The organism is Acinetobacter sp. PC34, from assembly GCF_051789135.1.
GTDB lineage: Bacteria > Pseudomonadota > Gammaproteobacteria > Pseudomonadales > Moraxellaceae > Acinetobacter > Acinetobacter johnsonii.
Map to the genome: position 1 here is coordinate 1,059,720 of NZ_CP196664.1, position 26,874 is coordinate 1,086,593.

General features: G+C 41.5%; 25 protein-coding genes and 1 pseudogene. 18 read left to right on the forward strand and 8 right to left on the reverse strand.

Translation table 11 applies throughout. The annotated features are described in order from the left end of the window. Nucleotides 1–61 precede the first annotated feature (61 nt). The 3 genes from ACSC9N_RS05190 to ACSC9N_RS05200 all read left to right on the forward strand — a co-directional run bounded on the left by ACSC9N_RS05190 (nucleotide 62) and on the right by ACSC9N_RS05200 (nucleotide 2,570). Nucleotides 62–424, forward strand: a complete 363-nt coding sequence (locus ACSC9N_RS05190; RefSeq protein ID WP_010327162.1) for a NirD/YgiW/YdeI family stress tolerance protein — start codon at nucleotides 62–64, stop codon at nucleotides 422–424. Between the two features lie 146 nt (nucleotides 425–570). After that, nucleotides 571–1,233: a response regulator transcription factor gene (locus ACSC9N_RS05195; protein WP_010327161.1), complete on the forward strand. Its 663-nt coding sequence runs from the start codon at nucleotides 571–573 to the stop codon at nucleotides 1,231–1,233. Beyond that, nucleotides 1,233–2,570, forward strand: a complete 1,338-nt coding sequence (locus tag ACSC9N_RS05200; RefSeq protein ID WP_010327160.1) for a sensor histidine kinase — start codon at nucleotides 1,233–1,235, stop codon at nucleotides 2,568–2,570. The genes ACSC9N_RS05195 and ACSC9N_RS05200 overlap by 1 nt, the downstream gene beginning before the upstream one ends. A 122-nt stretch (nucleotides 2,571–2,692) precedes the next feature. Here ACSC9N_RS05200 and hemP read toward each other — a convergent pair whose 3' ends face one another. Then, complete coding sequence (gene hemP, locus ACSC9N_RS05205) at nucleotides 2,693–2,860, reverse strand: hemin uptake protein HemP (protein ID WP_029575074.1); 168 nt, start codon at nucleotides 2,858–2,860, stop codon at nucleotides 2,693–2,695. A 150-nt stretch (nucleotides 2,861–3,010) separates the two neighbouring features. On the opposite strand from hemP, the gene ACSC9N_RS05210 reads away from it, so the two are divergent. Continuing rightward, the gene (locus tag ACSC9N_RS05210) at nucleotides 3,011–3,910 is read left to right on the forward strand and encodes an NUDIX domain-containing protein (protein ID WP_010327158.1); all 900 of its coding nucleotides are present in this window, start codon (nucleotides 3,011–3,013) and stop codon (nucleotides 3,908–3,910) included. 12 nt (nucleotides 3,911–3,922) lie between these two features. Here the strand turns inward: ACSC9N_RS05210 and ACSC9N_RS05215 are convergent, their stop codons facing one another. Together ACSC9N_RS05215 and mrcB are read right to left on the reverse strand one after the other, a co-directional pair. Next, nucleotides 3,923–4,471 carry a tetratricopeptide repeat protein gene (locus ACSC9N_RS05215; protein ID WP_010327157.1) on the reverse strand — a complete coding sequence of 183 codons (549 nt, stop codon included), beginning with the start codon at nucleotides 4,469–4,471 and terminating at the stop codon, nucleotides 3,923–3,925. A 21-nt stretch (nucleotides 4,472–4,492) separates the two neighbouring features. After that, nucleotides 4,493–6,889 (reverse strand): penicillin-binding protein 1B, encoded by a 2,397-nt coding sequence (mrcB, locus tag ACSC9N_RS05220; protein ID WP_010327156.1) that lies wholly within the window; start codon nucleotides 6,887–6,889, stop codon nucleotides 4,493–4,495. Between the two features lie 151 nt (nucleotides 6,890–7,040). Here mrcB and ACSC9N_RS05225 point away from each other — a divergent pair, with 151 nt between their 5' ends. From ACSC9N_RS05225 to ACSC9N_RS05235, 3 genes are all read left to right on the forward strand, one after another. Beyond that, nucleotides 7,041–7,979, forward strand: a complete 939-nt coding sequence (locus ACSC9N_RS05225; RefSeq protein ID WP_004696112.1) for an NAD(+) kinase — start codon at nucleotides 7,041–7,043, stop codon at nucleotides 7,977–7,979. A 3-nt stretch (nucleotides 7,980–7,982) separates the two neighbouring features. Beyond that, nucleotides 7,983–8,249, forward strand: coding sequence for a YeaC family protein (locus ACSC9N_RS05230; RefSeq protein ID WP_010327154.1), 267 nt, complete (start codon nucleotides 7,983–7,985; stop codon nucleotides 8,247–8,249). A 93-nt stretch (nucleotides 8,250–8,342) separates the two neighbouring features. After that, a complete protein-coding gene (locus tag ACSC9N_RS05235) occupies nucleotides 8,343–8,783 on the forward strand; it encodes a hypothetical protein (protein ID WP_035330667.1) in 441 nt (146 codons plus the stop codon). 28 nt (nucleotides 8,784–8,811) lie between these two features. Here the strand turns inward: ACSC9N_RS05235 and ACSC9N_RS05240 are convergent, their stop codons facing one another. Continuing rightward, nucleotides 8,812–9,807: a glycosyl transferase family protein gene (locus ACSC9N_RS05240; RefSeq protein ID WP_010327152.1), complete on the reverse strand. Its 996-nt coding sequence runs from the start codon at nucleotides 9,805–9,807 to the stop codon at nucleotides 8,812–8,814. A 410-nt stretch (nucleotides 9,808–10,217) separates the two neighbouring features. Between ACSC9N_RS05240 and ACSC9N_RS05245 the strand changes: the two genes are divergently transcribed. The 3 genes and pseudogenes from ACSC9N_RS05245 to ACSC9N_RS05255 all read left to right on the forward strand — a co-directional run bounded on the left by ACSC9N_RS05245 (nucleotide 10,218) and on the right by ACSC9N_RS05255 (nucleotide 14,124). Beyond that, nucleotides 10,218–11,561: a dicarboxylate/amino acid:cation symporter gene (locus ACSC9N_RS05245; RefSeq protein ID WP_004696118.1), complete on the forward strand. Its 1,344-nt coding sequence runs from the start codon at nucleotides 10,218–10,220 to the stop codon at nucleotides 11,559–11,561. A gap of 130 nt (nucleotides 11,562–11,691) precedes the next feature. Further along, nucleotides 11,692–12,842: pseudogene (locus tag ACSC9N_RS05250) on the forward strand (IS4-like element ISAbe18 family transposase). A 139-nt stretch (nucleotides 12,843–12,981) separates the two neighbouring features. Then, complete coding sequence (locus ACSC9N_RS05255; RefSeq protein WP_010327151.1) at nucleotides 12,982–14,124, forward strand: acyl-CoA dehydrogenase family protein; 1,143 nt, start codon at nucleotides 12,982–12,984, stop codon at nucleotides 14,122–14,124. Between the two features lie 55 nt (nucleotides 14,125–14,179). Here ACSC9N_RS05255 and ACSC9N_RS05260 read toward each other — a convergent pair whose 3' ends face one another. Continuing rightward, nucleotides 14,180–14,698, reverse strand: coding sequence for a DJ-1/PfpI family protein (locus tag ACSC9N_RS05260; RefSeq protein WP_010327150.1), 519 nt, complete (start codon nucleotides 14,696–14,698; stop codon nucleotides 14,180–14,182). 456 nt (nucleotides 14,699–15,154) lie between these two features. Between ACSC9N_RS05260 and pheA the strand changes: the two genes are divergently transcribed. From pheA to ACSC9N_RS05280, 4 genes are all read left to right on the forward strand, one after another. Further along, nucleotides 15,155–16,264 (forward strand): prephenate dehydratase, encoded by a 1,110-nt coding sequence (pheA, locus tag ACSC9N_RS05265; RefSeq protein WP_439036119.1) that lies wholly within the window; start codon nucleotides 15,155–15,157, stop codon nucleotides 16,262–16,264. Between the two features lie 67 nt (nucleotides 16,265–16,331). Then, nucleotides 16,332–17,423, forward strand: coding sequence for a histidinol-phosphate transaminase (gene hisC / locus ACSC9N_RS05270; RefSeq protein ID WP_395475105.1), 1,092 nt, complete (start codon nucleotides 16,332–16,334; stop codon nucleotides 17,421–17,423). 3 nt (nucleotides 17,424–17,426) lie between these two features. After that, complete coding sequence (locus ACSC9N_RS05275) at nucleotides 17,427–19,676, forward strand: bifunctional prephenate dehydrogenase/3-phosphoshikimate 1-carboxyvinyltransferase (protein ID WP_010327148.1); 2,250 nt, start codon at nucleotides 17,427–17,429, stop codon at nucleotides 19,674–19,676. Between the two features lie 108 nt (nucleotides 19,677–19,784). Then, nucleotides 19,785–20,162 carry a hypothetical protein gene (locus ACSC9N_RS05280; protein WP_010327147.1) on the forward strand — a complete coding sequence of 126 codons (378 nt, stop codon included), beginning with the start codon at nucleotides 19,785–19,787 and terminating at the stop codon, nucleotides 20,160–20,162. Nucleotides 20,163–20,264: 102 nt separating this feature from the next. On the opposite strand, the gene ACSC9N_RS05285 is transcribed toward ACSC9N_RS05280, so the two are convergent. Both ACSC9N_RS05285 and ACSC9N_RS05290 read right to left on the reverse strand, forming a co-directional pair. Further along, nucleotides 20,265–20,705 carry a DUF2147 domain-containing protein gene (locus ACSC9N_RS05285; RefSeq protein ID WP_010327146.1) on the reverse strand — a complete coding sequence of 147 codons (441 nt, stop codon included), beginning with the start codon at nucleotides 20,703–20,705 and terminating at the stop codon, nucleotides 20,265–20,267. Nucleotides 20,706–21,098: 393 nt separating this feature from the next. Then, nucleotides 21,099–21,728: an alpha/beta hydrolase gene (locus ACSC9N_RS05290; RefSeq protein ID WP_010327145.1), complete on the reverse strand. Its 630-nt coding sequence runs from the start codon at nucleotides 21,726–21,728 to the stop codon at nucleotides 21,099–21,101. 126 nt (nucleotides 21,729–21,854) lie between these two features. Here ACSC9N_RS05290 and yaaA point away from each other — a divergent pair, with 126 nt between their 5' ends. After that, the gene (yaaA, locus tag ACSC9N_RS05295) at nucleotides 21,855–22,634 is read left to right on the forward strand and encodes a peroxide stress protein YaaA (RefSeq protein ID WP_058951696.1); all 780 of its coding nucleotides are present in this window, start codon (nucleotides 21,855–21,857) and stop codon (nucleotides 22,632–22,634) included. Nucleotides 22,635–22,649: 15 nt separating this feature from the next. After that, on the forward strand, nucleotides 22,650–23,276 hold the full coding sequence (locus ACSC9N_RS05300; protein WP_029575072.1) for an HD domain-containing protein: 627 nt from the start codon (nucleotides 22,650–22,652) through the stop codon (nucleotides 23,274–23,276). Here ACSC9N_RS05300 and ACSC9N_RS05305 read toward each other — a convergent pair. Further along, nucleotides 23,273–24,700 (reverse strand): cryptochrome/photolyase family protein, encoded by a 1,428-nt coding sequence (locus ACSC9N_RS05305; RefSeq protein ID WP_029575071.1) that lies wholly within the window; start codon nucleotides 24,698–24,700, stop codon nucleotides 23,273–23,275. The two genes, ACSC9N_RS05300 and ACSC9N_RS05305, sit on opposite strands and share 4 nt — an antisense overlap. A gap of 228 nt (nucleotides 24,701–24,928) precedes the next feature. On the opposite strand from ACSC9N_RS05305, the gene ACSC9N_RS05310 reads away from it, so the two are divergent. Both ACSC9N_RS05310 and ACSC9N_RS05315 read left to right on the forward strand, forming a co-directional pair. Then, on the forward strand, nucleotides 24,929–25,126 hold the full coding sequence (locus ACSC9N_RS05310) for a hypothetical protein (protein WP_224216868.1): 198 nt from the start codon (nucleotides 24,929–24,931) through the stop codon (nucleotides 25,124–25,126). A 412-nt stretch (nucleotides 25,127–25,538) separates the two neighbouring features. Beyond that, nucleotides 25,539–26,861, forward strand: a complete 1,323-nt coding sequence (locus tag ACSC9N_RS05315; RefSeq protein ID WP_004696144.1) for an NCS2 family permease — start codon at nucleotides 25,539–25,541, stop codon at nucleotides 26,859–26,861. The last annotated feature ends 13 nt before the right edge of the window (nucleotides 26,862–26,874 follow it).

Here is a 26,874-nt window from a genome sequence, read left to right on the forward strand (position 1 = left end):
CATCTAGCTTTGGTTTAATGACTTCATCGAATAGATGAACAATTAAATAGAGGTGCTGGATATGAATATGATGATGAAAGCGTTATTGGTTGCTGGTGTTATTGGTTCAACCACTGTAACTGTAGCAAACACTGCAGTGAACCAAGCGGCTGTTGCTGCTTCAACACCAACTACAGTTAAGCATGCCTTAACATTAAAAGATGACAGCCACGTCCAGTTAAAAGGTTATGTGGTCAAAGCCATTGGGGATGAGAAGTATGAATTCCGTGACCAAACTGGTTCAATTACTGTCGACATTGATGATGAGTTATGGGGTGGCAAAGCAATTTCGGCTAAAACACCTGTAACCATTATCGGTGAAGTAGATATTGACTACAAACCAGCAAAACGCGTTGAAATTGACGTAGATCAAGTGAAATTCTAAACACACTTGCCCAAGTTCAATTCAATTTTGATTGGGCATTCTTAAAAAAACCACAGGGCTTTGAATGGATATTAGCCCTGTGGTTTTTTGTATTTTGAGCCATTTCACGGCATGATCTAAACAATAGTGATTAGGCAGGTTAAGCAGTGCGGATATTATTAGCAGAAGATGATGCCTCTCAAGCTGAGAGTATTAAAACTTGGCTTGAAATGGATGGCTACAGTGTCGACTGGGTGGAACGGGGCGACCATGCCATTTTAGCCATTGAACAGCATCAGTATGACTGTGTGCTTTTAGATCGTGGTTTGCCACATGCCACAGGTGATGACATTTTGCTGAAAGTCCGTGGCAAGAACCTATCGACTCCTGTGATTTTTTTAACAGCGCGTGACAGTATTCGAGATCGAGTCGAAGGGCTAGACTTGGGCGCCAATGATTATTTGGTCAAACCTTTTAGTCTAGAGGAATTATCCGCTCGAATTCGTTTACAACTTCGACAGCAACAGCATAGTAGCTCGCAGGTATTGAGCTATGCCAATATCCAACTCGACCCACAGGCCAAAAGTGTGACTCAAAATGGTCAAGCTGTTAATTTAACCGCCAAAGAGTTTCAAATTTTGCATAAATTGATGCTCAAACCCGAATATGTCGTTACGCGGGAACAACTCGAAGAAAGTCTTTATGCATGGGGTGATGAAATCGAAAGCAATGCAATTGAGGTCTTTATTTATCAATTACGAAAAAAACTCGGTAGTCAGTGTATTAAAACCATTCGTGGTTTGGGCTACAGAATGAATCAGGACACATAATGGCTCAGCCAATTTCACTGCAGCGTCAGCTCGTTAAAAGTTCGCTCCTCAGTTCGATACTGGCGGGGCTTTTGGCATTGCTGATGTTTATGGGGGTGTCGGTTTATCAGACTATGTCTATGCAAGATGAAATCATGGATGAAATGGCCGATATGTTGCTGGCAGATGATTTAACGGTCAGCAATGGTCAAGCCTTGGCAGAGCTTAGTGATGAGTTTGATATTCGCTATCGACTCGATAATGCACAGCAACTTTTGACTGCATCCGAAGATGTGCCTGAAAAAATTACCGTGGATCATTTGAGTTTGGTTTCAGATGCACCTTATGGTTTTTATTGGTCAGAGCATAAACTGTGGCGTATTTATACTGCACAGGATAATCACGGTTTGCAGGTTCAAGTGACCCAGTCGATGTCCGAACGTTTCCATGCCTTTTGGCAAAGCATCCTAGTTTTCAGTGGTGTGTTGTTTTTAGTCTGGTGTGTACAGTGGTTGTTGATGCATTTTGCCATTCGACGTAAATTTCGGGTGATACACCAAGTTTCAGAGCAAATTTCAAATAAATCGGTCAATGATTTAGCACCTATTTCTATGCCAGAACCTGAGCTGATTGAGTTACAACCGATGCTATCGCAGCTGAATGCTTTATTGGAGCGTTTAGACCAAGCTTTAGTGGCAGAGCAGCGCTTTACCGCGGATGCTTCACATGAGTTACGTTCTCCACTGTCTGCGATACAAATGCGACTTCAGGTGCTCAAGCGCAAGTTTCCTGAACTTGAAAGTGAGTTCAAACAGATCCAACAAGATGTCAGTCGTGGGGTGCAGGTGTTGGATAATTTGTTGTTGCTGGCACGTCTAGACCCTGAGCAAAAGGAAAGCTTAGCGAAGACTAAGTTTGACTTCAGTCTGCTAATGCCGGACGTGATTAAAGCTTTACAGCCGTTTGCGGACTCAAAACAGATTAAAATTAACGTGGTGCTTGCAGAGCAAGCCTGTGTCTTGGCCAATGAGCAGCTCTTATTTAGCGCACTTCGCAATTTGCTCGACAATGCCATTCGCTATAGCCCCGAGCAGGCACAAGTTTTTGTCAATCTCACGATCGAAAAACAGCAGCTCAGACTGAGGATTGAAAATAGTGGAAATGGGGTCGATACAGCGGTTATCCAGCGTTTGGGTGAACGCTTCTATCGGGCTTTAGGTACAAAAACACAAGGTTCAGGTTTGGGCTTATCGATTTGTCAGAAAATTGTCGATTTACACGCAGGGCAGTTGTTATTTAGTTCATCCGACTTAGGCGGTTTAAAAGTGGAACTGCTGTTAAATAGGGTTGAGGCTTAGATATGCAGATTGTGATCTGTGATAAAAACAGCATAAATGATCAAACTTAAAGACATTAAAAAGCAGTACGCGCTGACATACTGCTTGTTTCCACGATTATTGTTATTGGGTTTTTATAGTTCTTATTTGGTAAGAATGAGTCGATTATTGCGAGTGAGTCGTAGACGATACTCTTCTCCAGCATGCATAATGCGAATTTCACGGCCTAGGGCAAATAAGTTGTTTGAGTGTAGCATTGGTAGTGAAAGGGCTGTTTCGTTACGAGTAAATAAGCTAAATGGTGCGTTCATTCTGGCGACTCCGTGGTATATGTTGAACGATTTAAATGATAATCATTATCGAATGAGGCTGTCAACATTTTCTCGCTGAAAATATAAAAAACTTCAATATCGTTACATGCAGTCACTCAATACACCACACATCTGAAATGGAATCTGATTATGTCAAAACCTTTGGTTCAAGTCGCTATAGCCATCCTTTTACATCAAGGCAAAGTGTTGGTGGGTTGGCGGCAGGCGGAACAGCATCAGGGCAATAAGCACGAATTTCCTGGAGGGAAGGTGGAAGCAGGTGAAACGCCTGAACAAGCCTGTCGCCGTGAAGTCTTAGAGGAAGTTGGAGTTGATATACAAGATTGGCATGCTTTTGACTGTATTCAGTTTGAATATGACGATGTGATTGTCAATTTGCATTTATTTCATACCACAGTATCAAATCATCTATTGGCAGACATTCACTCACCATGGGCGTGGTTCAAGCGTGCCGAATTACAAGATCTTAACTTTCCAAAAGCTAATCAGGCCATTTTGAAGCGACTTTATATTGCACCCGTGATTAAAATTTCAGATCAAATCGATCTGTTGAAGGGTTTGCCTGAACAACAAGTGCTGTATTGGCGAGTGCCTGCGACTCCTGAACATATTTTAAAAATTGCAGAACTGAGTGTAGAGCAATTGGCACGGGTGATTGTAAATATAGAACTATGGAAAGGTTTAAATCCACTACAACAGCAGGCAGTTGCGGCCATACACCTGAAACAATCTCAACTGATGCAATTGAGTAAAGGGGAGCTAAATGTTGGGCAGCGTTATATAGCGGCCTGTCATGACCGTAGCAGTGCTGAACATGCACAAGAAATTGGCTGTGATGCTCTTTTACTCAGCCCTGTACTTGAAACACTCAGCCACCCCAATAGTGAAACTTTGGGTTGGGAGAAGTTAAGCTTGATTGCAGAAGAGATTCATATCCCGATTTTTGCTCTCGGCGGCTTACATTTAGCCGATTTAGCCAAGGCAAACAGTTATGGTGCTTATGGTATAGCAGGGCAGCGCTCCATCTAACGGAGCGTGCTTTTAAGACAGACTTTTGATTGCTGTTTGGGCTTGTTGAATGGTTTTCTGATTCTTCTGCATTTGACCTGCTTTTAAGATAACGCTCCAAAGCTGCTTTTTCATGGCATTGCTTTGGGCATAACTCAAACCGCGACGTGCAAGCGATTCCGCATTTGCAGGTTGTTTTTGTTGATTAGCAATTAAAGCCAAATACAAAAAGGTCTCACTCGACTGTGGTGCTAAACGCTGTGCTTGCATGGCGTAGCTTTGTGCTTGACTCCACTGGCCTTGGCGATAGGCCGTTTGTGTTTTTTGCATCAGACTTTTAAAAGCAGGAAGCTGTCGCCCATCATCAAACTGTTGTTTGCTTTTCTGCTCAGGAATCACAATCTTCTGACGTTGAATTTCTTCGCGGTCATAAGGGTGAATTGTAACTCCTGAGGGTGTTTTCTGCTCTTTATCCGCCTGTGTCGGCTTTTCAGGTATCTTTTTTTCAGATGGCTGTGGGAGGCTTTGACAGCCTGCCACAGTCACGATGGTTGCTAAGATACTTAAACGTTTAAACCACATCAAAATTTAAATCCGTCCTATTTATTCAGGTTGATAGCTACCACTCGAAATGACTTGCGTCTCATCTTCTAAGTTACGCTGCATGTTCGATTCACTTTCACGAATATAGTTGTCTATGCTGTCGCCTTGTTCAGGTGTAGCTTGGTAACCATCTGTTTCAGGATTGTAAGTGGGTTCAACTTGATAATGCGGTAAGCCACATGTGGTTGCTTTGCGTGGTACGGTGTTTCGCAAGAGGGGAATATACATTGCACCCTCACAACCTTGCGCGGCAAGATAACCCGTGCCACGATCAATCCAATGCCATTGCACATCATCCGGTTGGCGTAAGTTGACTGGTTTTTGACGCAGCTGGCTCATTACACTTGTCCACACTGGCAACGCACCTGAAGAACCTGTTAAGCCAGTTTGTTTATTGTCATCTAAACCTAGCCAAACCACAGAAACATAATTGCCCGAGTAACCTGCAAACCATGAGTCACGGGTGTCATTGGTGGTTCCAGATTTGCCTGCAAGCTGAAGCGAGTTCGGTAGAGTGTTATAAGCTGAACGACCTGTACCTGAGGTCATCACTTGTTGTAGACCATAGTTCAGGACATAGGCAGAAGCAGGGTCAATGGTTTGTTGGACATTTAAACCATAACGGGTCAGCAAGCGACCATTTTGATCGACAACAGTACGAATGGATTTAGTCGGATACTTAAAACCGCCTGTGGCAAAGTTGCCATAAATGCTGAGCATTTCCATCGGAGACATGTCTACCGCACCCAAGAAAATGGATGGATAGGTTGGGATGTTACTGGTCACACCAAAACGTTTTAGGTGGTTACTAAACGTCGATAAACCAAACTCTTGACCAAGGCGAACTGCTGACAAGTTATATGAATTAGACAGTGCCTGTACCATTGGTACAACGCCGTGTTCGCCACCACTATAGTTCTTGGGTGTCCATGCTTTACCATTGGCTTGAATACTAATGCTACTGTCTTCAATTGGGCTGGCCCAGTTGTAACGTCCCGACTGAATCGCACTGAGGTAAATCACCGGTTTAAGTAGTGAACCGACTTGACGTTTGGCATCGAGTGCACGGTTAAAACCAGTAAAGTCTTGGGTTGAACCAACAGCTGCAACCAATTCACCATTTTCAGGATGAGCAACCAACACCGCACCTTGCAGCTCTTTTAGACGACTTGAACCACGGCTTAAGCGACCAACAGTCGATTTAAACGCATCTTGAATTTTGGTTTGTGCAATTGGATCGAGCGTTGTAAAGATGCGTAGACCTTGGTTGGTCAAATCACCTTCTTGGTATTCGGTACGTAACTGACGGCGTACAATGTCTAAGAAATCTGGGAAACGTGAAGGGCCGAGAGTCGGTTTGGCAATCACATTTAAAGGGCGAGCTGTTTCAGTTTCATATTGTTCTTGGGTCAGATAGCCCATGACCAACATATTGTTTAAAACAATATTACGGCGCTTTTTCGCAGCTTCTGGGTTACGCCAAGGGTTATATAAGGTTGGACCTTGTACCAAACCCACCAAATAAGCTTGTTGCGCAATATTTAGCTCACGCAAAGGCATGCCGAAGTAAAACTGTGAAGCCAAACCATAACCATTAATAGAATAGTTGCCGTTTTGCCCGAGGTTCACTTCATTGAGATAGGCTTCTAAAATTTCATCTTTGTCATAGTGAAACTCAACCAATAATGCCATAAATGCTTCATTGACTTTACGCTTAATGGTTTTTTCAGGGGTGAGGTAGAAGTTTTTCACCAACTGTTGGGTCAGTGTTGAACCACCTTGACGTTTTCCACCCGTTACATTACTCACAATCGCACGTGCCGTACCACGAATTGAAACGCCGTGGTGACTATAGAAATTACGATCTTCTGTTGCAATTAAAGCCTCAATTAAAGGCTTAGGGACTTTGTCGAGTTTAATCAGGACACGGTCTTCATTATGCTGCGGATAAATCCCGCCAATCAGCATCGGCTCTAAACGTGCAATCCCTGTAGATGAGGGTTTAGTTGCACTGACTTCAGCCACTTGCTCATTGGCAAAGGTGACTTTAAGCACTTGTTCAGGCTCGACACTATCACCGAAGTCAAAGCCACGGGTATGTACATATAGCTCATTGCCAGAACTGACAAAGTTCCCTGATTTGGTATAGTTTTCCGAGGACTTATAGCCCAAAAGTTTTAACTCTTGAGTGAAGTCAGCCTGATTGACAGGGGCATTGGTATACACTTCGAGTGGGCGTGCGAATACCTTCGCAGGAATGTCCCAGCGCTTGCCTTCAAACTTGTCACGTACAACGGAGTCGAGTCTTATTAAATAAATACTAAACACCAAGAATGCTGCAATGACTAAGATGCAGAAGATCAGTGCAATTAAACCTATGCCACGTTCTGACTTCATAAATACGAATAAGATCCTGAGAAATTGTGCTAATCATGCGAAGCTTTTCGCTAATTTGCAATAATTAAACTGTGAACAAACTGAAATATAGACAATTCCGCGAGTAGGAGCAGTCACTTTAGTTTTTGAATCAATTTAAATAAATAATGTTATGATAGGCGGGAATCGTAGCGGAGCGATGTTGCAGGTGCAAATTTCACATAAAACATTTCGAAACATAGGCTTAATTGGACGTCCAGATAAGTCTTCAGTCGTCGAAACCTTATGTCTTATTCATGATCATCTACTCAGCTTAGGGTTACATCCCGTTTTTGATGCGCAAACCGCTGAACTGGTTCCTTATAAAAATACACAAACGGTGAGTCGTGCACTTCTGGGTGAAGTGGTCGATTTGGTGATTGTGGTGGGCGGGGATGGCTCACTTCTGCATGCTGCACGTGCCTTGGTTAAATTTAATACTCCTGTAATGGGTGTAAACCGAGGGCGTTTGGGTTTTTTAACCGACATCAAGCCGACTGAAGTGATTTTTAAGCTCGATCAAGTTTTAAAAGGTGAGTTTCAGTTAGATCGTCGTTTCTTATTGGAAATGGAAATTCGCTCAAAGGGCGAGACGATTTATGATGCGATTGCCCTAAACGATGTGGTACTACACTCGGGTAAGTCGGTGCATATGATTGACTTCGAACTGAATATCGATGGTCAATATGTCTACCGTCAACACAGTGATGGTTTGATTGTATCGACGCCTACGGGTTCAACAGCCTATTCGTTGTCAGGTGGTGGCCCAATCGTGCATCCGGGGATGGATGCGATTGCTTTGGTACCGATGCATCCACATACCTTGTCTTCACGCCCGATTGTGGTGGGTGGACACAGTGAAATTAAGCTTCTGATTCGTGAAAACCGTGTCTTGCCGATGGTCAGTGCCGATGGTCAACACAGTGTTTCACTCAATGTGGGTGATAGCTTACATATTCGTAAGCACCCCTTTAAACTGAATTTATTACATCCACCGGGTTATGATTTTTATATGTCATGCCGAACTAAACTTGGGTGGAACCAAGATTTTGACTCTTTTCAACAGGATTAAATCATGAATATTGAACAGATGCTTTCTATTTTAGATGCCGATATTGTTGAGCGTTTAAAAACAGCTGTAGAAATTGGTAAATGGCCAAATGGCGTTGCGTTGACTGCTGAACAACGTCAAACTTGTATGCAAGCCGTTATTGCTTGGGAGCATCAGAATACTCCTGAAAAAGAACGTACGGGTTATATCGATAAAGGGCATAAAGAAGAAGGAGAGGAGTGTGATTCTCATGAGCCTGAACCAGAATTTAAACCTATTCGTTTTATTTAATTGATTAAAATACGTTGAATCGCTCAGCAACAGATGCTTGGTGATTCAACAACTCAATTTAAAAGAATAACCTTCAAAACTGTTTCAATCATTATGCTTATAAAAATAATAAAGCTCACTCGACTCAGTTTGTTCTTCATTACTGTAATTTCGAGCAATGTATTTGCAGAGCCAATAAGTGATGCAAGCAAAATTGAATGTTTATTAGATGTTTTTGTTTTACCGAGTCAAAATTTTCAAAATCCCGTCACACAATACACATCAATGAAAAATGATGGTTATCCGATGTTATTGATTGGAATAAAGATCCATAACGCCTATGCAGGCGAAGCATCGAAAAAGATAAAAAGACATCAACTCTATTGTTCAAGCCTCATTGGACAACAAAAAGATGTTTATTTATCTGGCCATCATGAATCTCAAAAAATCGACATTCATATTGGTGATCAGTTGAATCTCAGAAATATTCATTCTTTAGGAAAGCATTATCCTTACTGGGCCGACTTTTACTGGGTCGAAAAGCGTGACGAATAACGTTCACGCTTTTGTTTGTCCTCTCAGCTTAGAAACGGGTGTGCCAAAGCTGCTTGGCTTGTTGCATGGCATCGCCATACGTATCGCACACTCCCATGGTATAGAGCGCAATGCCAATGGTTTCAGTCACTGCCATTTCACCATATTCATGCTGTTTTTCACCCAGCCAAACTGCTTTAAACTCAGCCAAATCTAACTCTTCTTCAATTGGGCTTCGGTTGTCGGTGAGTTTAGGTAGCTCATGTTCGTAGAGTTCACCATTTTTAATGCCGCAGATCAGTGTTTTGGCATCTGGGTTACGTTCAAATTCGCCGCCTTCACCTTTAATGACCGCACTATTTTGATAGCCCAGTTTAAATGCTGCTTGCTGATGCGAACCACGATAGGCAGGGTGGAAAATAGCTTGCAAGGTCGCTTTAGCATTAAATGGATTGATCAAGCGCGCAAGTGTATGAATGGGTGAACGAAGACCCATAACATTTCGTAGTGAAATTAAGTCACTTAAAATCGGGGAGATGGCGTGCAGCGGTAAATACGCAAAATTACACTTCGCTAATTCCTGTTCCACATCTGCTTGAGTTTGGCAAATATTAAAATCGAGATATTCTAATACCTGTTCAGTATAAATACGGTTAATGGTATGACCTGATGCTCCGTGCATCACGACCTTATAACCTGCTTTAGCTAAAGTCAGTGCCGCTAAGAGAAACCATGGATAGTGTTTACGCTTGCCTGCATAAGAAGACCAGTCTAAATCGACCTCTAAAGGCGTGAACGGCAGTTGATCTCGTGTGGCTTGAACAAAGCCTGCCAGTTCATCTACAGACTCTTCCTTAACTCGTAGTAGCATCAGAAATGCACCGAGCTGTACATCTAACACTTGATTTTTCAAGATCATATCAAAGGCTTGGTAAGCTTCTTCATAACTGAGTGAGCGTGCCCCATTTTTCCCTTTGCCAATAATGCGAACAAACTGGGCAAAAGGGTGCTCAGCATCTTTATAAATATTTCTTTTGTTGTTCATGGAAAAACCAAAGTAAGTGAAGGCTGTGTTGTGCTATTTTAGTGGAACAATCAAAAAAAACAGCACTTTTAATTTTAAATAAATTTTCCACTATTAGACTAAAGTATAAGTCATATTGTTTAGATTTTATACATTATGATTGAAATCAGTTTACTTTGATTAAAGAATGTTAGGTAAAATTTACCCAATAATTGTGACTCGCTAGTTTTTAGTCTCTCCCATTGCAGTAAATGTGAATGAACTGTGATTTTTGTCACAGTGCTGTTGTTTGTACACCATGATTTTTTACCCGGTGTTTGGATGCGGTCCAAACTGTGGGCTTTTTTGTGTTTATCAGAAAGCCAACTACCTATGAGGAAGTATAGGTATACCGATTTTTTTCAGTCTTTTGATTTACAGAAGTATTCGTTATGACTAAGAAACCAATCTATAAGTCACTATATTTTCAAGTTATTGTCGCGATTATTGCGGGTATCTTAGTAGGACATTTTTTCCCTAGTGGTACGCAAGTTATCAATGGCGTTGAAAAATATGTACCTGGCTGGGGCGAGCTTTTTTATCCTCTAGGTCAAGGCTTTATTAAGCTGATCAAGATGATTATTGCGCCAGTAATTTTCTGTACCGTCGTGAGTGGTATCGCGGGTATGGAAAGTATGAAGTCTGTGGGTAAAACAGGCGGTGTTGCGCTACTTTACTTTGAAATTGTATCGACGATTGCACTATTGATCGGTTTACTGGTCATTAACATCTGGAAGCCAGGTGTGGGCATGAACGTTGACCCTTCAACATTAGATACTTCTGGTATCTCAAAGTTTGTTGAATCTGGTCAGCAGCAATCGACTGTCGATTTCTTTATGCATATTATTCCAAACACCGTAGTTGGTGCATTTGCTGAAGGTGAAATCCTGCAAGTGCTACTTTTTGCCTTGATGTTTGGTTTTGCATTACATAAGTTGGGTGATGCAGGTAAACCTGTACTGAAGTTCATCGATCAAATTTCTCATGTGTTCTTTAACATTGTAAACATGATCATGAAACTTGCTCCAATTGGTGCTTTTGGTGCAATGGCATATACCATTGGTAAATATGGTATTGGTAGCTTGGCGCAACTTGCTCAGTTGATCATCTGTTTCTACATTACCTGTTTACTTTTCATTTTCTTGGTTTTAGGCACAATTTCACGTCTTTGTGGCTTCAGTATTTTGAAAATGATTCGTATGATTCGCGAAGAGTTGTTGATCGTACTGGGTACCTCATCTTCAGAGTCGGTTTTACCGCGTATGCTGAAAAAGCTTGAAATTGCAGGTTGTGAAAAGTCAGTGGTTGGTTTGGTTATTCCAACAGGTTATTCATTTAACTTAGACGGTACCTCAATCTACCTGACAATGGCTGCAATTTTCATTGCACAAGCGACCAATACTCAGCTGGATCTTATGCACCAAGTGACTTTATTGGGTGTGTTATTGATTTCATCGAAAGGTGCTGCAGGTGTAACAGGTTCGGGCTTTATTGTGATGGCAGCGACTTTGTCAGCCGTTGGCCATATTCCAGTGGCGGGTCTTGCGCTCATTTTAGGTATTGATCGTTTCATGTCTGAAGCACGTGCCTTAACCAACTTGGTGGGTAACTCATTGGCAACGATTGTTGTTGCGAAATGGGTCGGTCAGTTAGACCAAGAAAAATTAAACTTCGCACTTGCAAATCCAGAAGAAGTAGACCGCTTGATGGCTGTTGAAGAAAATGCTCACGCATAATTTCAGTTCATCTTAAAAAGGAAGCCCAAGGGCCACTGCTGTCCCATAGTTTGCTTTAAATAAAAAAACCTGAGTCCTAACAGTTAAAATATGAGTGCAAACAAACACTTTAACGACCAGGATTCAGGTTTTGTCACATCAGAATACCGTATTTCATGAGCTAATTAAACCTGTTGTGCGACAGGATTTTGAACAACTTGCTAAAGTACACCATGTTGGACAGAAATTTAGAGCGGCTTCCCGGTGGAATCAGTTTATTGCCATATTGATGTCTCAATTCTCTTGTAGGCAAAGTCTGAGAGATATTCAATCCAATTTGGAGTGCCAACAGGAAAAGCTAAGTCATCTCGGAGCAAAGTCTATTCCCCGAAGCACGCTGGCACGAATCAATGAGCAGCAGCCTGCTGCCTTGTATCAACAGCTATTTTACAAGTTGCTTAAATACTATGAACACTCAAAAGTAGCTCATAAATTTCGCTTTAAGAATCCCTTGTATTCCTTGGATGCCAGTCATATTGACCTGTCGCTTTCCCTATGTGAATGGGCCAAAGTTCACGACTCAAAAGCCAGCATGAAACTCAGTATAGGATTGAATCACAGCAATGATATTCCTGAGTTTGTTGCAGTTGAAAATGGCAAAGAAATGACATGGTACAAGGCCGCAAATTCCAGTTTCCTACTGGCAGCATTGTAGTTTTTGATAAAGGCTATGTCGATTACCAATGGTATGCAAATCTGACTGCTCAAAACATTGGATTTGTCACACGTTTTAGGCCTAAATCTGTGTATCAGGTGATCCAGCAACATCCAGTGCTTGAATCCAAAGGTATTCTAAAAGATGAAACCATTCAGCTGAATAGCGCACATGCCCTAAAAAGAAAAGCCCCAGTGTTAAGAAGAATTGAATATAGAGATCAGCAAAGTGGCAAGCACTTTAGCTTTCTCAGCAATAACTTTCATTTAGCCGCCTCCACCATTGCGGCGATTTATAAAGATCGTTGGAAAGTTGAGCTGTTCTTTAAGGCGATTAAGCAGAATCTCAAATTAAAAGCGTTTCTAGGCCGCAGCAGGAACGCAATTCAGACACAAATCTGGATTGCGATGATCGCCTATTTATTGGTGAGTTTCGCTCAACATTTAGGAAAAACAGGTTGGACAGTTCAACGTTTACTCAGAATAATTCAAGTGAATTTGTTTGAAAGAAGAACTTTAAAAGCTTTATTTTCACCCGATAAAATACCCATAAAACAAGAGGAAGCTCATTTGAGCTTCCTCTTGTGAAAAATTGTGGGACAGCAATGGCCCAAGGGCTTCCTTTTTTATTGGAATATAAAATGGCCTGATGCGTTCATGACAGTTGCCTTAAAAATGGCTAGCATGTGAGCTGAATAATAAAATAACGTCACTACAAGGAAGAAGCATGTTGAATTACGATGCAGACCTAGAACTATTTCGCGATAACTTTCGCCGTTTTATGAATGAACACATTGCTCCACACTATGAACAGTGGGAACTAGAAGGCTTAATGCCGCGCTCAGTCTGGAATGCCTTGGGTGAAAATGGTTTCTTATGTGTCGATGTACCTGAGGAATATGGCGGTTATGGTGTTCCAACGCATTATTCACTGATGTTGGTGGAAGAGTCGGCACGTGCGGGTTTTAGTGCTTTATCGACAGGTATTTCTTGTCACTCTGAAATTGCTGCGCCTTATATTTTGCACATTGGAACGGAAGCGCAGAAGCAGTACTGGTTACCTAAAATGGTGTCAGGTGAAGTGGTCGGTGCGATTGGAATGACGGAACCGGGTGCGGGTTCAGATTTGCAAGCCATGCGAAGTAATGCCATTTTGCAAGGGGAGCATTATATTTTAAATGGCTCTAAAACTTTTATTTCCAATGGGCAGCATGCCGACCTTGTGGTGTTGGCGGTAAAAACTGATCCGCAAGCCCGCGCAAAGGGTGTTTCGCTGATGTTGGTCGATACCCATTTGGATGGGTTTAAAAAAGGCACCAACCTCGACAAAATTGGGCTGCATTCACAAGATACTTCTGAGTTGTTTTATGACAATGTGAAAGTCCCGAAAGATCAATTATTGGGACAAGCAGGTCAAGGTTTTGCTTATTTGATGCAAGAGCTACCACGAGAGCGTACAGCAATTGCAGCAACGGCTATAGGTGCAATTCGCGGTTCGATAGATGTCACTATCCAATACGTCAAAGAGCGTCAAGCCTTTGGTCAACATATTTCGCAGTTTCAAAATACACGCTTTGTTTTGGCTCAAGCTAAGATTGATGAACAAGCTACAGCTGCTTTTTATAATCAAAACGTTGAGCTTTATATGCAAGGTAAGCTGGATGTCGAAACCGCAGCTGCGCTAAAAAGTTTTTCAACAGATATGCAAATGAAGGTGGCAGATAATTTATTGCAGCTCTTTGGGGGCTATGGCTATATGAGTGAATATCCAATTTCACGTTTCTTTGTCGATGCACGTATTCAACGCATCTACGGCGGGACCAATGAAATTATGAAAGAAATTGTCGCACGTAGCTTACTTGGCCGCTAAGCCTTAGGTGTTGATATAAACATGTGTCTAAAAAGAGCCTCAAGTAGGCTCTTTTTTATCGGTTCAGTACCAATAAACTTTCTTGTATAAAGGCGGGTAGGTCATATTGGGTTTGCGATGAAATGTATAAATTATTGTCATTCATAACACCTGTGTCATACAGCACGGCACCTGCATCTTTTAAGTCTTGATGAAGGTGATGGATACACGTCATGCGTCTACCTTTCACAACTCCAGCATGCATTAAAATTTTGGGTGCATCAGCACTGCATAAAATAGGTTTTTGCGTGTTTGCAAAGTGCCTGACAAATAAGATATAGCGTTCATCTTGGCACAGGTTGTCTGGCGAAAAACCGCCTGGAATGAGTAAGGCATCGAAGTCATGTACGGAGGCGTCATCGATACTTTGGTCGATGGTGACAAAGGCTCTACGCTTTTTGCCATAAATGATTTTGCCAGCCTGACTTTCAAGGTTAATAATACTATGCCGAGCTGCTCGAAATGCTTCTACGGGTTCAGCATATTCGGCATCCTCAAAGTCATAGGTGACCAAGACTGCAATTTTTTTGTGCATGACAGTACCTACAGTTCATTATTGTTTTGTTTTATTGAGACTATAGAGCAATCGCTGCTGCTGCATACTCTCTTTGTTATGAATACGTCAACTTAAGTAAAGCATATTTTAAAAGATATTCTAACGCACTGAAATACGGATGAATGGTGATTTTTGTGAAGGTGTAGCAAAAATTTTCAAAATCTAGATACAGCTTTAAAAGCGTTGAGTTAAGACCCAAATACCATCGTCTTAGTGTTTTGCTTGAGTGTTGTTCTATGCATAACAGCAAGAAGAAAATAGGCAGGGCTCAGTGGTTTTATTGATGTCTATTATTGGGGCAGTTTATTGATAAACTTGATGATTAAATCAACTGTATGTTTTTAGCACTGAAACATGCAAAGTCTTATTGCGCAAGATTTCAAAGCTAACTATTGTTATACTGTTTGCACAATGTATATGAAGGGCGACATAACAATGATCCAAGACGATCAAAACACAACGACTTCTCTTGACCTCAACCAAATCCGTCAGGATATCGACTCTGTTGATCAACAGATTCAACAACTTATTAACCGTCGAGCGAAACTGGCGGAAGCTGTTGCAAAAGCAAAATTTGCTTCTGAAGAGAATCCAATGTTTTACCGTCCAGAACGTGAAGCGCAAGTTTTACGGAATGTTATGGAGCGTAATGAAGGCCCTTTATCTGATGTGACCATGGCACGTTTGTTCCGTGAAATCATGTCTGCATGTTTGGCTCTAGAAGCACCGCAAAGTATTGCATTTTTAGGTCCTGTTGGTACTTATACGCACTCTGCGGTGTTGAAGCATTTTGGACATGATGCTGTAGTTCGTCCTTTACCGACCATTGATGAAGTGTTCCGTGAAGTGGAAGCAGGCAGTGCCCACTATGGTTTGGTGCCGGTAGAAAACTCGTCAGAAGGTGTGGTCAACCATACTTTAGATTGTTTTAAAGCCTCACACTTAAATGTGATTGGTGAAGTTGAATTGCGTATTCATCACCAGTTTCTTGTGTCTGAAAACACGCGTAAAGACAGTATTAAACAAATTTATGCACATCAGCAAACTTTGGCGCAGTGCCGTGCATGGTTGGACGCACACTATCCAGGTGTGGAACGTGTTGCTTTAAGCTCGAATGCTGAAGCGGCACGTCGTATTAGTACTGAATGGCATTCGGCTGCTATTGCATCTGATGTTGCAGCAAGTATTTATGACTTAGAAATTTTACACAGCAATATTGAAGATAATCCTGAGAACACTACACGTTTCTTGGTGATTGGTCGTGAAAGAATCCCGCAAAGCGGTAATGATAAAACGTCATTGCTGATTTCTGCACATGATCGTGCAGGTGCATTATTGGAAATCCTTGCACCATTTGCAAAGCACAACATTAGTTTGACCAGTATCGAAACGCGTCCTGCATTGCCTGAAAAATGGGCTTATGTCTTCTTCATCGACTTAGAAGGTCATGTGGAACAAGACAATGTTAAAGCGGCGATTGAAGAGATTCGTCCACTTGTGAAAGAAGTTCGAGTATTGGGTTCATACCCGATTGCAGTACTGTAATCTCTAAGGTGGTTGGGTTTGTTCCAAACTCAACCATGTACACCACTTGTAAGAATGGAAAGGTCACATGTCGTTTGCTCCAGCCAATGAAGGTATTGCGAAGTTAAAACCATATCAACCAGGTAAGCCAATCAGCGAATTAGAGCGTGAATTGGGAATGACCGATATTGTTAAGCTTGCTTCAAATGAAAACCCTTTGGGTTGTTCGGACAAAGTAAAAGAAGCAGTTGCTGCTGAATTGGCGGAAATTGGACGATATCCAGACGGTGGTGGTTTTATTTTGAAGGATCAAATTCATGCGCAGTTTGGTGTAGCACATGATTGTATTACTTTAGGCAATGGTTCAAACGATCTACTTAAAATTTTTGCCCGTGCATTTGTTTCAGATAAAGACTCGGTGGTGTATAGCCAACACGCATTTGCAGTTTATGCTCTGGTCACGCAAGCCATCAACGCTGAAGCGATTGAGGTACCTGCTCAAGGTTTTTCGCATGACCTTGACGCGATGGCGGCGGCAATTAAAGACAATACCAAATTGGTGTTTATTGCGAATCCCAATAATCCGACAGGAACTTGGTTTGAAGAGGCTGAATTTGAGCGCTTCATGCAAAAAGTACCGAGTCATGTGATCGTGGTTTTGGATGAGGCTTATGTGGAATATTTCCCAGAAAACTTTAATAGCTTAAAGTTTTTAGCACAGTATCCGAACCTGATTGTTAGCCGTACCATGTCAAAGTGCTTTGGTTTAGCGGCATTACGTGTTGGCTTTGCTTTAGCATCGGCAGAAGTGACAGATTTCTTAAATCGTATTCGTCAGCCGTTTAACGTCAACCATTTAGCCATGGTGGCAGCAGTTGCTGCACTAAAAGATGAAGATTTCATTGAGAAATCACGTGTGGTCAATAAAGCGGGCATGGTGCAACTTGAAACAGGTTTTAAAGCGCTAGGCCTAAACTATGAGCCTTCTCGTGCCAACTTTATTTTGGTCGATATACAAGCCGATCCTGCACAAACTTTTAATGCTTTATTAAAAGAAGGGGTGATTGTTCGTCCTGTGGGCATCGCCAATCATTTACGAGTATCGATTGGAACTGAAGCTGAAAATACGAAATTTCTAACGGCTTTGGCCAACGTACTAGGTTTAGAGGCGAACGTTTAAATTATGTCTGTGCCACTATTTGAAAAAGTTGCATTTATTGGTCTTGGACTGATTGGTTCAAGTCTTGCACGGGTGATGATTGCTGAAGGTTTAACCCAAAATATTGTAGCCTCTACACGTTCGGAAAAAACCTTACAGGATGCCAAAGCTTTGGGATTAATCCAACAGGGGTATAGCGATCCTGTACAGGCGGTTCAAGGTGCGGACTTGGTGGTTTTAGCTTTGCCTGTTCGTGCAACGCAAAAAGTATTGGAAACCATCAAACCATATTTGCAAGAACATACGATTATTACCGATGTGGGCAGTACCAAAGGCAATGTGGTCGACGCGGCCAAAGCCGTGTACGGCGAAGCATTACCTGCTGGCTTTGTACCGGGGCATCCAATTGCGGGTGCAGAACATACAGGTGTGTATGCAGGTAAGGTCGATTTATTTGCAAATCATAAAGTGATTTTGACACCGTTACCAACCAGTGCTGATTGGGCTGTAGAGAAACTGATCCAACTGTGGCAAGCTGCGAAAGCAGAAGTGATTTGTATGGATGTGGCCAAGCATGATGAAGTCTTGGCACATACCAGTCATCTTCCGCATTTGATGGCTTTTAACTTAGTTGAACAACTGGCAAACCGTGAAGATAATTTAGACATTTTCCGCTATGCTGCGGGGGGATTCCGCGATTTTTCTCGAATTGCGGCAAGTGACCCACAAATGTGGCATGACATCTTTTTTGCCAATAAAAAAGCCATTTTAAATGCCGTAGATGGTTTTGAAAACCAACTGGCTACGATTCGTAAACTCATTGAAGATGAAGATTCACATGCTTTAATGGGCTTGCTTGGACATGCGCAAGCAGCACGCCAGCATTTTAACCATATGCTGGCTCAAAAACCTTTCATGGAGAGCAATAAAGTGACGACACAGCAATTCACCATATTACCGGGTAAAAAGAGTTTCCAAGGTAAGTTTAGCGTGCCAGGCGATAAATCTGTGTCACACCGTTCAATCATGTTTGGTGCAATTGCGGAAGGAACGACGCATGTGACAGGTTTCTTGGAAGGTGAAGACGCGTTAGCAACCTTACAAGCCTTCCGTGATATGGGCGTCAGCATTGAAGGTCCTAAAAATGGTGAAGTGACGATTCATGGTGTGGGCGTAAATGGCCTAAAAGCGCCAGCAAGTGCGCTTTACATGGGTAACTCAGGGACTTCAATGCGTCTGCTTTCAGGGATGCTTTCTGCACAAAAATTTGACTCTGTCATGACGGGTGATGCATCACTGTCGAAGCGTCCAATGGAACGTATTGCTAAACCGTTACGCGAAATGGGCGCACAGATTCAAACCACAGGTGAGCGTGGTACACCTCCTGTTTCGATCACTGGAAACCAAGCTTTGCAAGGCATTCACTATGATTTGCCAATGGCATCTGCGCAGGTGAAATCTGGGATTTTATTGGCAGGTTTGTGGGCAGCAGGTGAAACATCTGTTACCGAACCAGAACCTACGCGTGATCATACTGAACGTATGCTACGTGCATTTGGTTATGACGTGAAAACAGAAGGCAACCGTATTTCACTGCAAGGTGGCGGTAAGTTAGTTGGTACAGAGATTCAAGTGCCATCAGATATTTCATCGGCTGCTTTCTTTATGGTGGGTGCTGCGATTACTGAAGGTTCAGACGTCACTTTAGAAGCAGTGGGCATTAACCCAACGCGTACAGGTGTGATCGAGATTTTGAAACAAATGGGTGCAGACATTACGGTTGAAAATGAACGTATTGCAGGCGGTGAGCCGATTGCAGACATTCGTATTCAAGGCACACGTACACTCAAAGGTATTCATATGCCTGAAGATCAAGTGCCATTGGCGATTGATGAATTCCCTGCATTATTCATTGCTGCGGCATGTGCTGAAGGGCAAACAGTATTAACGGGTGCTGCTGAGCTGCGTGTGAAAGAATCAGACCGTATTCAAGTGATGGCAGATGGTTTAAAAACCATGGGTATCGATTGTACGCCGACTGACGATGGCATCATCATTGAAGGTAAAGGTCATTCGGGTGAATGGGGTGCGATTTTCACCGGTGGCGAAATTGAATCACATCATGATCACCGTATTGCGATGAGTTTCTCAATGGCCGGCTTACGCACCTCTGGTGAAATTAAAATCATTGGCACTGAAACGGTTGCCACGAGTTTCCCGACCTTCACGCAATTAAGTAATCAAGCTGGTTTAGCGATCCAAGTCACTGAATAAGACTAAAGCTTAGAGATTTTGTGTGAAAACAGCCAAGCTTTTGCTTGGCTGTTTTGTGTTAAGTCATTATGCTAAACCCATATAACAAAAAAGCCTTTGGAATGATCAATGAGAAAATTACAATTTACAGCACAGCATGGACAGCAGCAGGATGTAAATGAAAGCGGTGTAGTACAGAAGCAAGTACAAGACTTGCTGGTTCAAAAGTTAGGTCAATTTGGTTTTGAAACTTTGCCACAAAGTGGTGATCAGGTGGCTGTGAGTGTTGATAATCATACTTTGCCCCTGTCTATTACGTGCCAAGGTCATGACAGCGAAGGAAATCTGGTGTGCGAAATTGCGTCTTATCCAGATGAAGAGCAAGACTGGTTAGACCGAATTGCTGAACGAAGCTTGTTAAATCAATTGGCACAAGCGGTTGAAACCACACTAAAAACAGATAAAAGTTTTACTGAGTTTGAGTGGAAAGGCCAATTGAATAGATAAAAAATGCTGAATTGGTTTTTCCTAATTCAGCATTTTTTTAGAACAGAACACGTTTAATATTTTGATGGATCAACGCGCTTATAACTGGATGTGCTATAAGACTTATTCCACACGTAACCAAGTTTGGCTACGTCCCACAGCAGAAACGCCTAAATATCCTCTTAAGAATAGCTTTTTCCCATTTGGGCTAATTTTACCTTTTAGGCTATACAGCTTGCCTGAAACGGGATCAATGATTTTGCCATGTGTATAATTAATATTGTTTTCGGTCTTTAAACCGGTAATCACTTGCATACCAATAATAGGCTTATCGGTGTAGGGTGCAGGGCAGTTGGTGCAGAATTCTTTAGCTGTATAGCCTGGACGAGGAGTTGCTTTTAGTGCAGTTCCAGCATAAGTCCCATTGGCTTGCTTTTCAATTTTCACCAGACCTTTGGGTTCTCCAGTTTTATCATCGATATAACGCCAAGTCCCTATAATGTCCTGAGCACAGGCTGACGTGGTGGCTATAGTGACTAAAACTGCCCCGAGAATTGTTTTCATAAAATCCCTGAATATTTTAAAAATTATTTAAATGAATAGCTCTCACGAGCTAAGATGTTGATTGTATAATTTATTATTTGAATAATGATGTGCAGAATATATCAAGTTCAAGCGTAGATTGTTGCATAAAGTACCATTAGCAGGATTAAATCCTTACTTATTTTTAAAACAGGTATTTGATGGAGGTAGTGCTGATTGAGTTTAGCGCTCAAAAGGAAACTTAAAATTATTTTGGGAACAGAAGATATATAAGGGACGACTAATGAAGCTGCTGGAAATGGCGTATTAAGCGTTGGAATAGAAAAAGAGATACATCTAGATTAAAAATAAAAAGTTCAAGAAAGAAAGGGACTAATGTTAGACAGCCATTTCTTTCCTGAACTGAGTGATGCGTTAAATCCACAAGAAACGTGTAATCGCAATACGTAACTGTTTTAAGTAACCGGTAAAGAAATGGTTTGCACCAGGTAATACAGTCACTAAATGGCGCTGCGGTTTAGCCCACGTAATCATGTCAGACAGTAAGGTTACTTCATCGGCTTCGCCATGAATGAATAAGATGTCACCTTTAAGCTGTGGTGTTACATAGTGGCGTACACCAGCGACCGTTGCCGTTGGTAGACCACATAAAATGGTTTGTTTTGGTCGAATTTCTTCTTGTAAAGCGTCATAGCATTTCGCCATGACATGCGCACCGAAACTAAAGCCACCTGCATAGAAGGGTAAAGTTGTATGTGCTGCACGAGCATGCTTAATCACTTCAAGAACATCATCAGTTTCGCCATGACCTTCGTCGTGTAGACCAACACTTTGACCTGAGCCACGGAAACTCGGACGGTACACAATACAACCGCGTTCTAAGAACATTTGCGCAAGCAATGCTGGAACCTTGTGTTGAGGTGTACCACCTTGGAGTGGATGGGGGTGAGTAACTACCGCGAATCCTTTCACTTCACCCTGTGGATAATCTACAAAAACTTCAATTTGCCCAACTGGACCTTGAATGAACATCTGCTCAGACATAGAGAATCGATACATATAACAGGAGAATGGGCTAGTTTAACCGTTTATGCTTATTAAAAACACAGATTGGTAATAAAATAAGTCTACTGATATAGTCTGTTTAATTGTTTTTTAATCAGGTTATCTATGCTTGCCCTTGTTTCTCCTGCCAAAACTTTAGATTACCAAACTGCTTTACCTACCGATACGTATACACAACCCAGATTGCTGCAACATTCCCAAGAATTGATCGAAGTTACTCGCAAACTGTCAGCAAGTGAAATTGCAAGCTTAATGAGCGTCAGTGAAAAAATTGCCACCTTAAATGTCGATCGTTTTCGCGATTGGCAGCCAGAATTCAACTTTGCCAATGCGCGACAAGCCATGTTTGCTTTTAAGGGCGATGTCTATACTGGTTTAGATGCTTATCATTTGTCAGAGTCGAACATTGAATATGCACAGCAACATTTAAGAATGCTCTCAGGTTTATATGGTTTGCTACGTCCATTGGACTTGATGATGCCGTATCGTTTAGAGATGGGAACCAAGCTGGCTAACCCACGCGGACATAATCTGTATGAGTTTTGGGGCAATCACATTACCGATTTAATTAACCAAGATTTAGAACAGGCAGGTTCGAAAATTTTGCTGAATATTGCTTCGGATGAATACTATAAGTCTGTGAAAGAGAGCAAAATCCAAGCAGAGATTATTAAACCTGTGTTTTTAGATCAGAAAAATGGCAAATATAAAGTCATTAGTTTCTATGCTAAAAAAGCGCGTGGTTTGATGGCGCGTTATATGATTGAAAACCAAATTGATCAAATTGAAGGGTTAAAATCATTCCAGACAGATGGTTATTATTTTGATGCTGACAGCTCATTAAAAGGTGAGTTGGTCTTTAAACGAGACGAACAGGCCGCATAATGCATGGGCATTCCAATGGTGCAATATACAAAACAGTTTCAGGACTATTGGGCGCTCACCGCAAGGCAATTGAGTTTAGATGACGATACCACTCAAAAGTTCCATGCCATGCTATATGATGCCTATAGTGAAGTACAGCGGCATTATCATAGCATTCAACATATTGTTGAATGTTTAGAGCATTTTCATCAGATCAAAACCTACTTAGACGATACTTTATCTGTTGAGTTGGTCATTTGGTTTCATGATGTCATTTATAACCCGCAAGCACATGACAATGAGCAGCAAAGCGCTGATTATATGCAACGGATGCTTAAAAATGTGCTTGGAGCTGAGCAAATTGCAAAGATCTATGCATGGATTTTGGCAACCCAAGCACATGCACCGACAGCTGATACTGATTTGGCTTATCTATTGGATATTGATCTGGCTATTTTAGCCAGCGATCCTATGCGTTTTGCTGAATATGAACGCCAAATTCAGCAAGAATATGCTTGGGTTGAGCCCTCACTTTATGTGCAGAAGCGTCAACAAGTGTTAAGGCACTTTTTAGAAATGCACCCTCTGTACCAGACGCCACTTTTCCAAAAGCGCTATGAGCCTCTGGCTAAGCAGAACTTAACCCAAACTTTAGGTATTTAAAGCCCTTTAAATGCTTCGATGGCACGAATACGACTGGATTTTAAATCGACGATTGGTTTGGGGTAGTCCAAATCCATATTCGGCTGCTTCGCATAAGGCTCATGAATGCTTTTGGCATCTAAATGTGCAAGCTCTGGCAGCCACTGTCGAATATAGTCACCATTGCTATCAAATTTCTGAGATTGGCTCACAGGGTTAAAGACTCGGAAGTAAGGTACAGCATCGGTGCCCGTGGAGGCACACCACTGCCATCCGCCATTATTGGCAGCTAAGTCACCATCAGCCAAATGTTGCATAAACCATTGCTCGCCCAAACGCCAATCAATCAACAAGTTTTTAGTTAAGAACATTGCAACAATCATACGGACACGATTGTGCATCCAACCAGTCGCAAGGAGTTGCCGCATACCTGCATCTACAATTGGAATACCAGTACGACCTTTTTGCCATGCGTTTAAATCTTCAGGCGAATCTCGCCATACAATACGCTGCGTGCTGGCTTTAAAGGGCAGGTGTTTAGAGACATGTGGAAAATCAAATAAAATATGCTGATAAAACTCTCGCCAAAGTAATTCATCTAACCAAGTCTGCTGGCCTGTGTTATCAATCATAAATTGACCGTGTTGAGCACGAAACAGGGCATTGAGACACTGGCGAATCGACACGATCCCGAGATTTAAATAGGTTGAAAGTTGGCTGGTGCTATTTAAAAATGGAAAGTCTCTCTCTTTTTGATAGTCACTAACTTTGTGATCAATAAAATCATCGAGCACTGAAAGTGCATATATTTCCGTTTCAGGCCAATAGGCTTTAATTTGATTTAATTCATTCGTATTCACATCAATCAGTGATTCAATGTGTGGAATGGTTGTATTTAAATCGGCAGGAAGCTGTATAGGTTGCTGTGCAGAAGGGAGAGGATAGCACTGCGGTAAGCCAATATTTAAGCGTTCATAACAGGTTTTTTTAAAAGCACCAAAGACTTGATAGGGCTTATCAGATTGGTTACGAATACTGTTTAAGGGAAAGAGGGTTCGATCCTGGAAGAGCGTAAATTCAATGTGTTGCTGATTTAAGCATTGTTGAACTTCGGCATCGCGCTTAAGCTCATTCACGCCCATTTCGATATTTGCAAAAATCTGTTGTACTTGCAGTGTATGACACAAAGATGAAAGCCGACGTGGAATATCTTGCCACAGCGGAATATTTAGAATGAGCAAAGGAATATTCAGCTGAGCAAGGCTCTGTTTTAAATCGTGCAATTGTCTGACATATAAATCAATTTTTACAGCTGCATCATGATGTAATAGCCACTGTTGTGGGGATAGGATCACTAAAGCCAGCATAGGTCCATGTTGGCTTGCATGCCAAAGTGCGGCATGGTCGTGTATGCGAAGATCTTGTCTAAACCAAATTATGTTCATAAAAGGTTAATCAACTGTAATTTTTTGAAATATAAAATATTACAAAATTGAGCACTTTGATCATATTTTTTTCTCACTCATTTAATTTAATCTTATGTTATTGAAATAATTAAATCAGAAAAAACTATAAAGTGTGAAGATACTTTTTATCTGATAAATGTGTGGCCCTTTGTATTATTTGTTATGATTTGTAATCATGCTAAAGCAGTTGTGGATATTGTGAATGTCATGAAAAAAATTCTAATCCCTATTTTTGTGGCTGCTGTTTGTTTGCTTGGGTTTGTTGTTTTTCAGGATACAGAAACGAAAAAACAGCAACAGTTGAATCAACTCATGAACAGTACTGAGCCTAAAGTGCAAAAGTTGAGTCCTCTCTCAAAGGCAAACGTCGTGCCTGAAAAAGTCAATAGCTCGTTTTCAAAGTGATGCTGAAGCAATAATCGATCAGGTCTCCATTAAAGTAATTTGAAGCTTAAGATAGAATAAAATCATGTATAAATGACTTATCGTGTTGAATTTTAATTAAAAATAAATTTAAAACAATTAAAAATCAGTGTGTTATAATTCGCGCCAAGATATATTGAATTTTAGACTTTGAGTCTAAAATGACGTTTTTGTTGAAAGCTGCATACGGTTTATGCGGCTTTTTTGTTTAGGTATATATGGTTCGACCATACGTTTGAATCATTCATGGCTAAATAAACTTTTCCTGAATTGAGGAAATTTGGCATATTCATTGCTTTAACTTCCAGAAATTTAATCAGATTTTCATCGTACTGAGTGTCGAAATTTTTTGGCAGTTATACAGTTTTAAAAGTTTATTTACAGGGGCTAGGTCATGACGACTCCTAATCCATCTTCAGAAAATATGCTCGAGCGTATGTTCAAACTGAGTGAAAATAAAACCAGTTTTCGTACAGAGCTTCTTGCAGGTGTAACCACATTCTTAACCATGTGTTACATCATTATTGTGAATCCAATGATTTTATCCGAAACGGGGATGGATCATGGTGCTGTCTTTGTAGCGACTTGTCTTGCAGCCGCAATTGGCTGTTTGGTTATGGGTATTGTTGCAAATTATCCAATTGCATTAGCACCGGGTATGGGCTTAAACGCTTACTTTACCTATTCGGTGTGTATGGGTATGGGTGTGCCTTGGCAGACTGCTTTAGCTGCAGTGTTTGTATCAGGTTTGGTGTTCATTGCGATCAGTATGTTTAAGATCCGTGAAGCCATTGTGAATGCAATCCCAATGTCGCTTAAGCTTGCGATTGGCGGCGGAATTGGTTTATTCCTTGCGCTGATTGCTTTAAAAAATGCAGGCGTTATTGTGGACAATCCAGCGACTTTGGTTGGATTGGGCGACTTAAAGCAACCGACGGTTCTTTTGGCTTTATTTGGCTTCTTGATGGTGGTTGTACTGCATCACTTTAAAGTGCGTGGTGCTATTATTATCAGCATCTTGGCTTTAACTGCAATTTCAACAGCAATGGGCTTAAGCGAGTTTAAAGGTGTTGTTGGTGAGATTCCATCAATTGCTCCAACTTTCATGCAAATGGACTTTGAAGGTCTATTTACGGCAAGCTTAGTGGGTGTCATCTTTGTATTTTTCTTGGTCGATTTATTTGACTCAACAGGTACATTGGTTGGCGTGTCACACCGTGCAGGCTTACTGAAAGATGGCAAGCTTCCACGTTTGAAAAAAGCATTATTTGCAGACTCAACCGCAATTGTTGCTGGTGCAGCATTAGGTACATCTTCGACGACACCATATATTGAGTCGTCTGCGGGTGTTGCTGCTGGTGGCCGTACAGGTTTAACCGCAGTTGTGGTCGGTGTGTTATTTATCTTATGTTTGTTTTTAGCACCTCTAGCTCAATCTGTACCTGGTTTTGCAACAGCTCCAGCATTGTTATTTGTTGGTGTGTTGATGATTCAGGGGATTACCCATATTGATTGGGATGATATTACTGAAGCTGTACCTGCGTTCTTAACCATTGTATTTATGCCATTTACCTACTCAATTGCAGATGGTATTGCGATGGGCTTTATTAGCTATGCATTGGTTAAATTGTTCACCGGTAAAGCGGCGACTGTACCTTACATGGTGTGGATCGTGGCTGTGCTTTGGGCATTAAAATTCGCGTTATTTGGTGGCTAATTCATCAAATAGT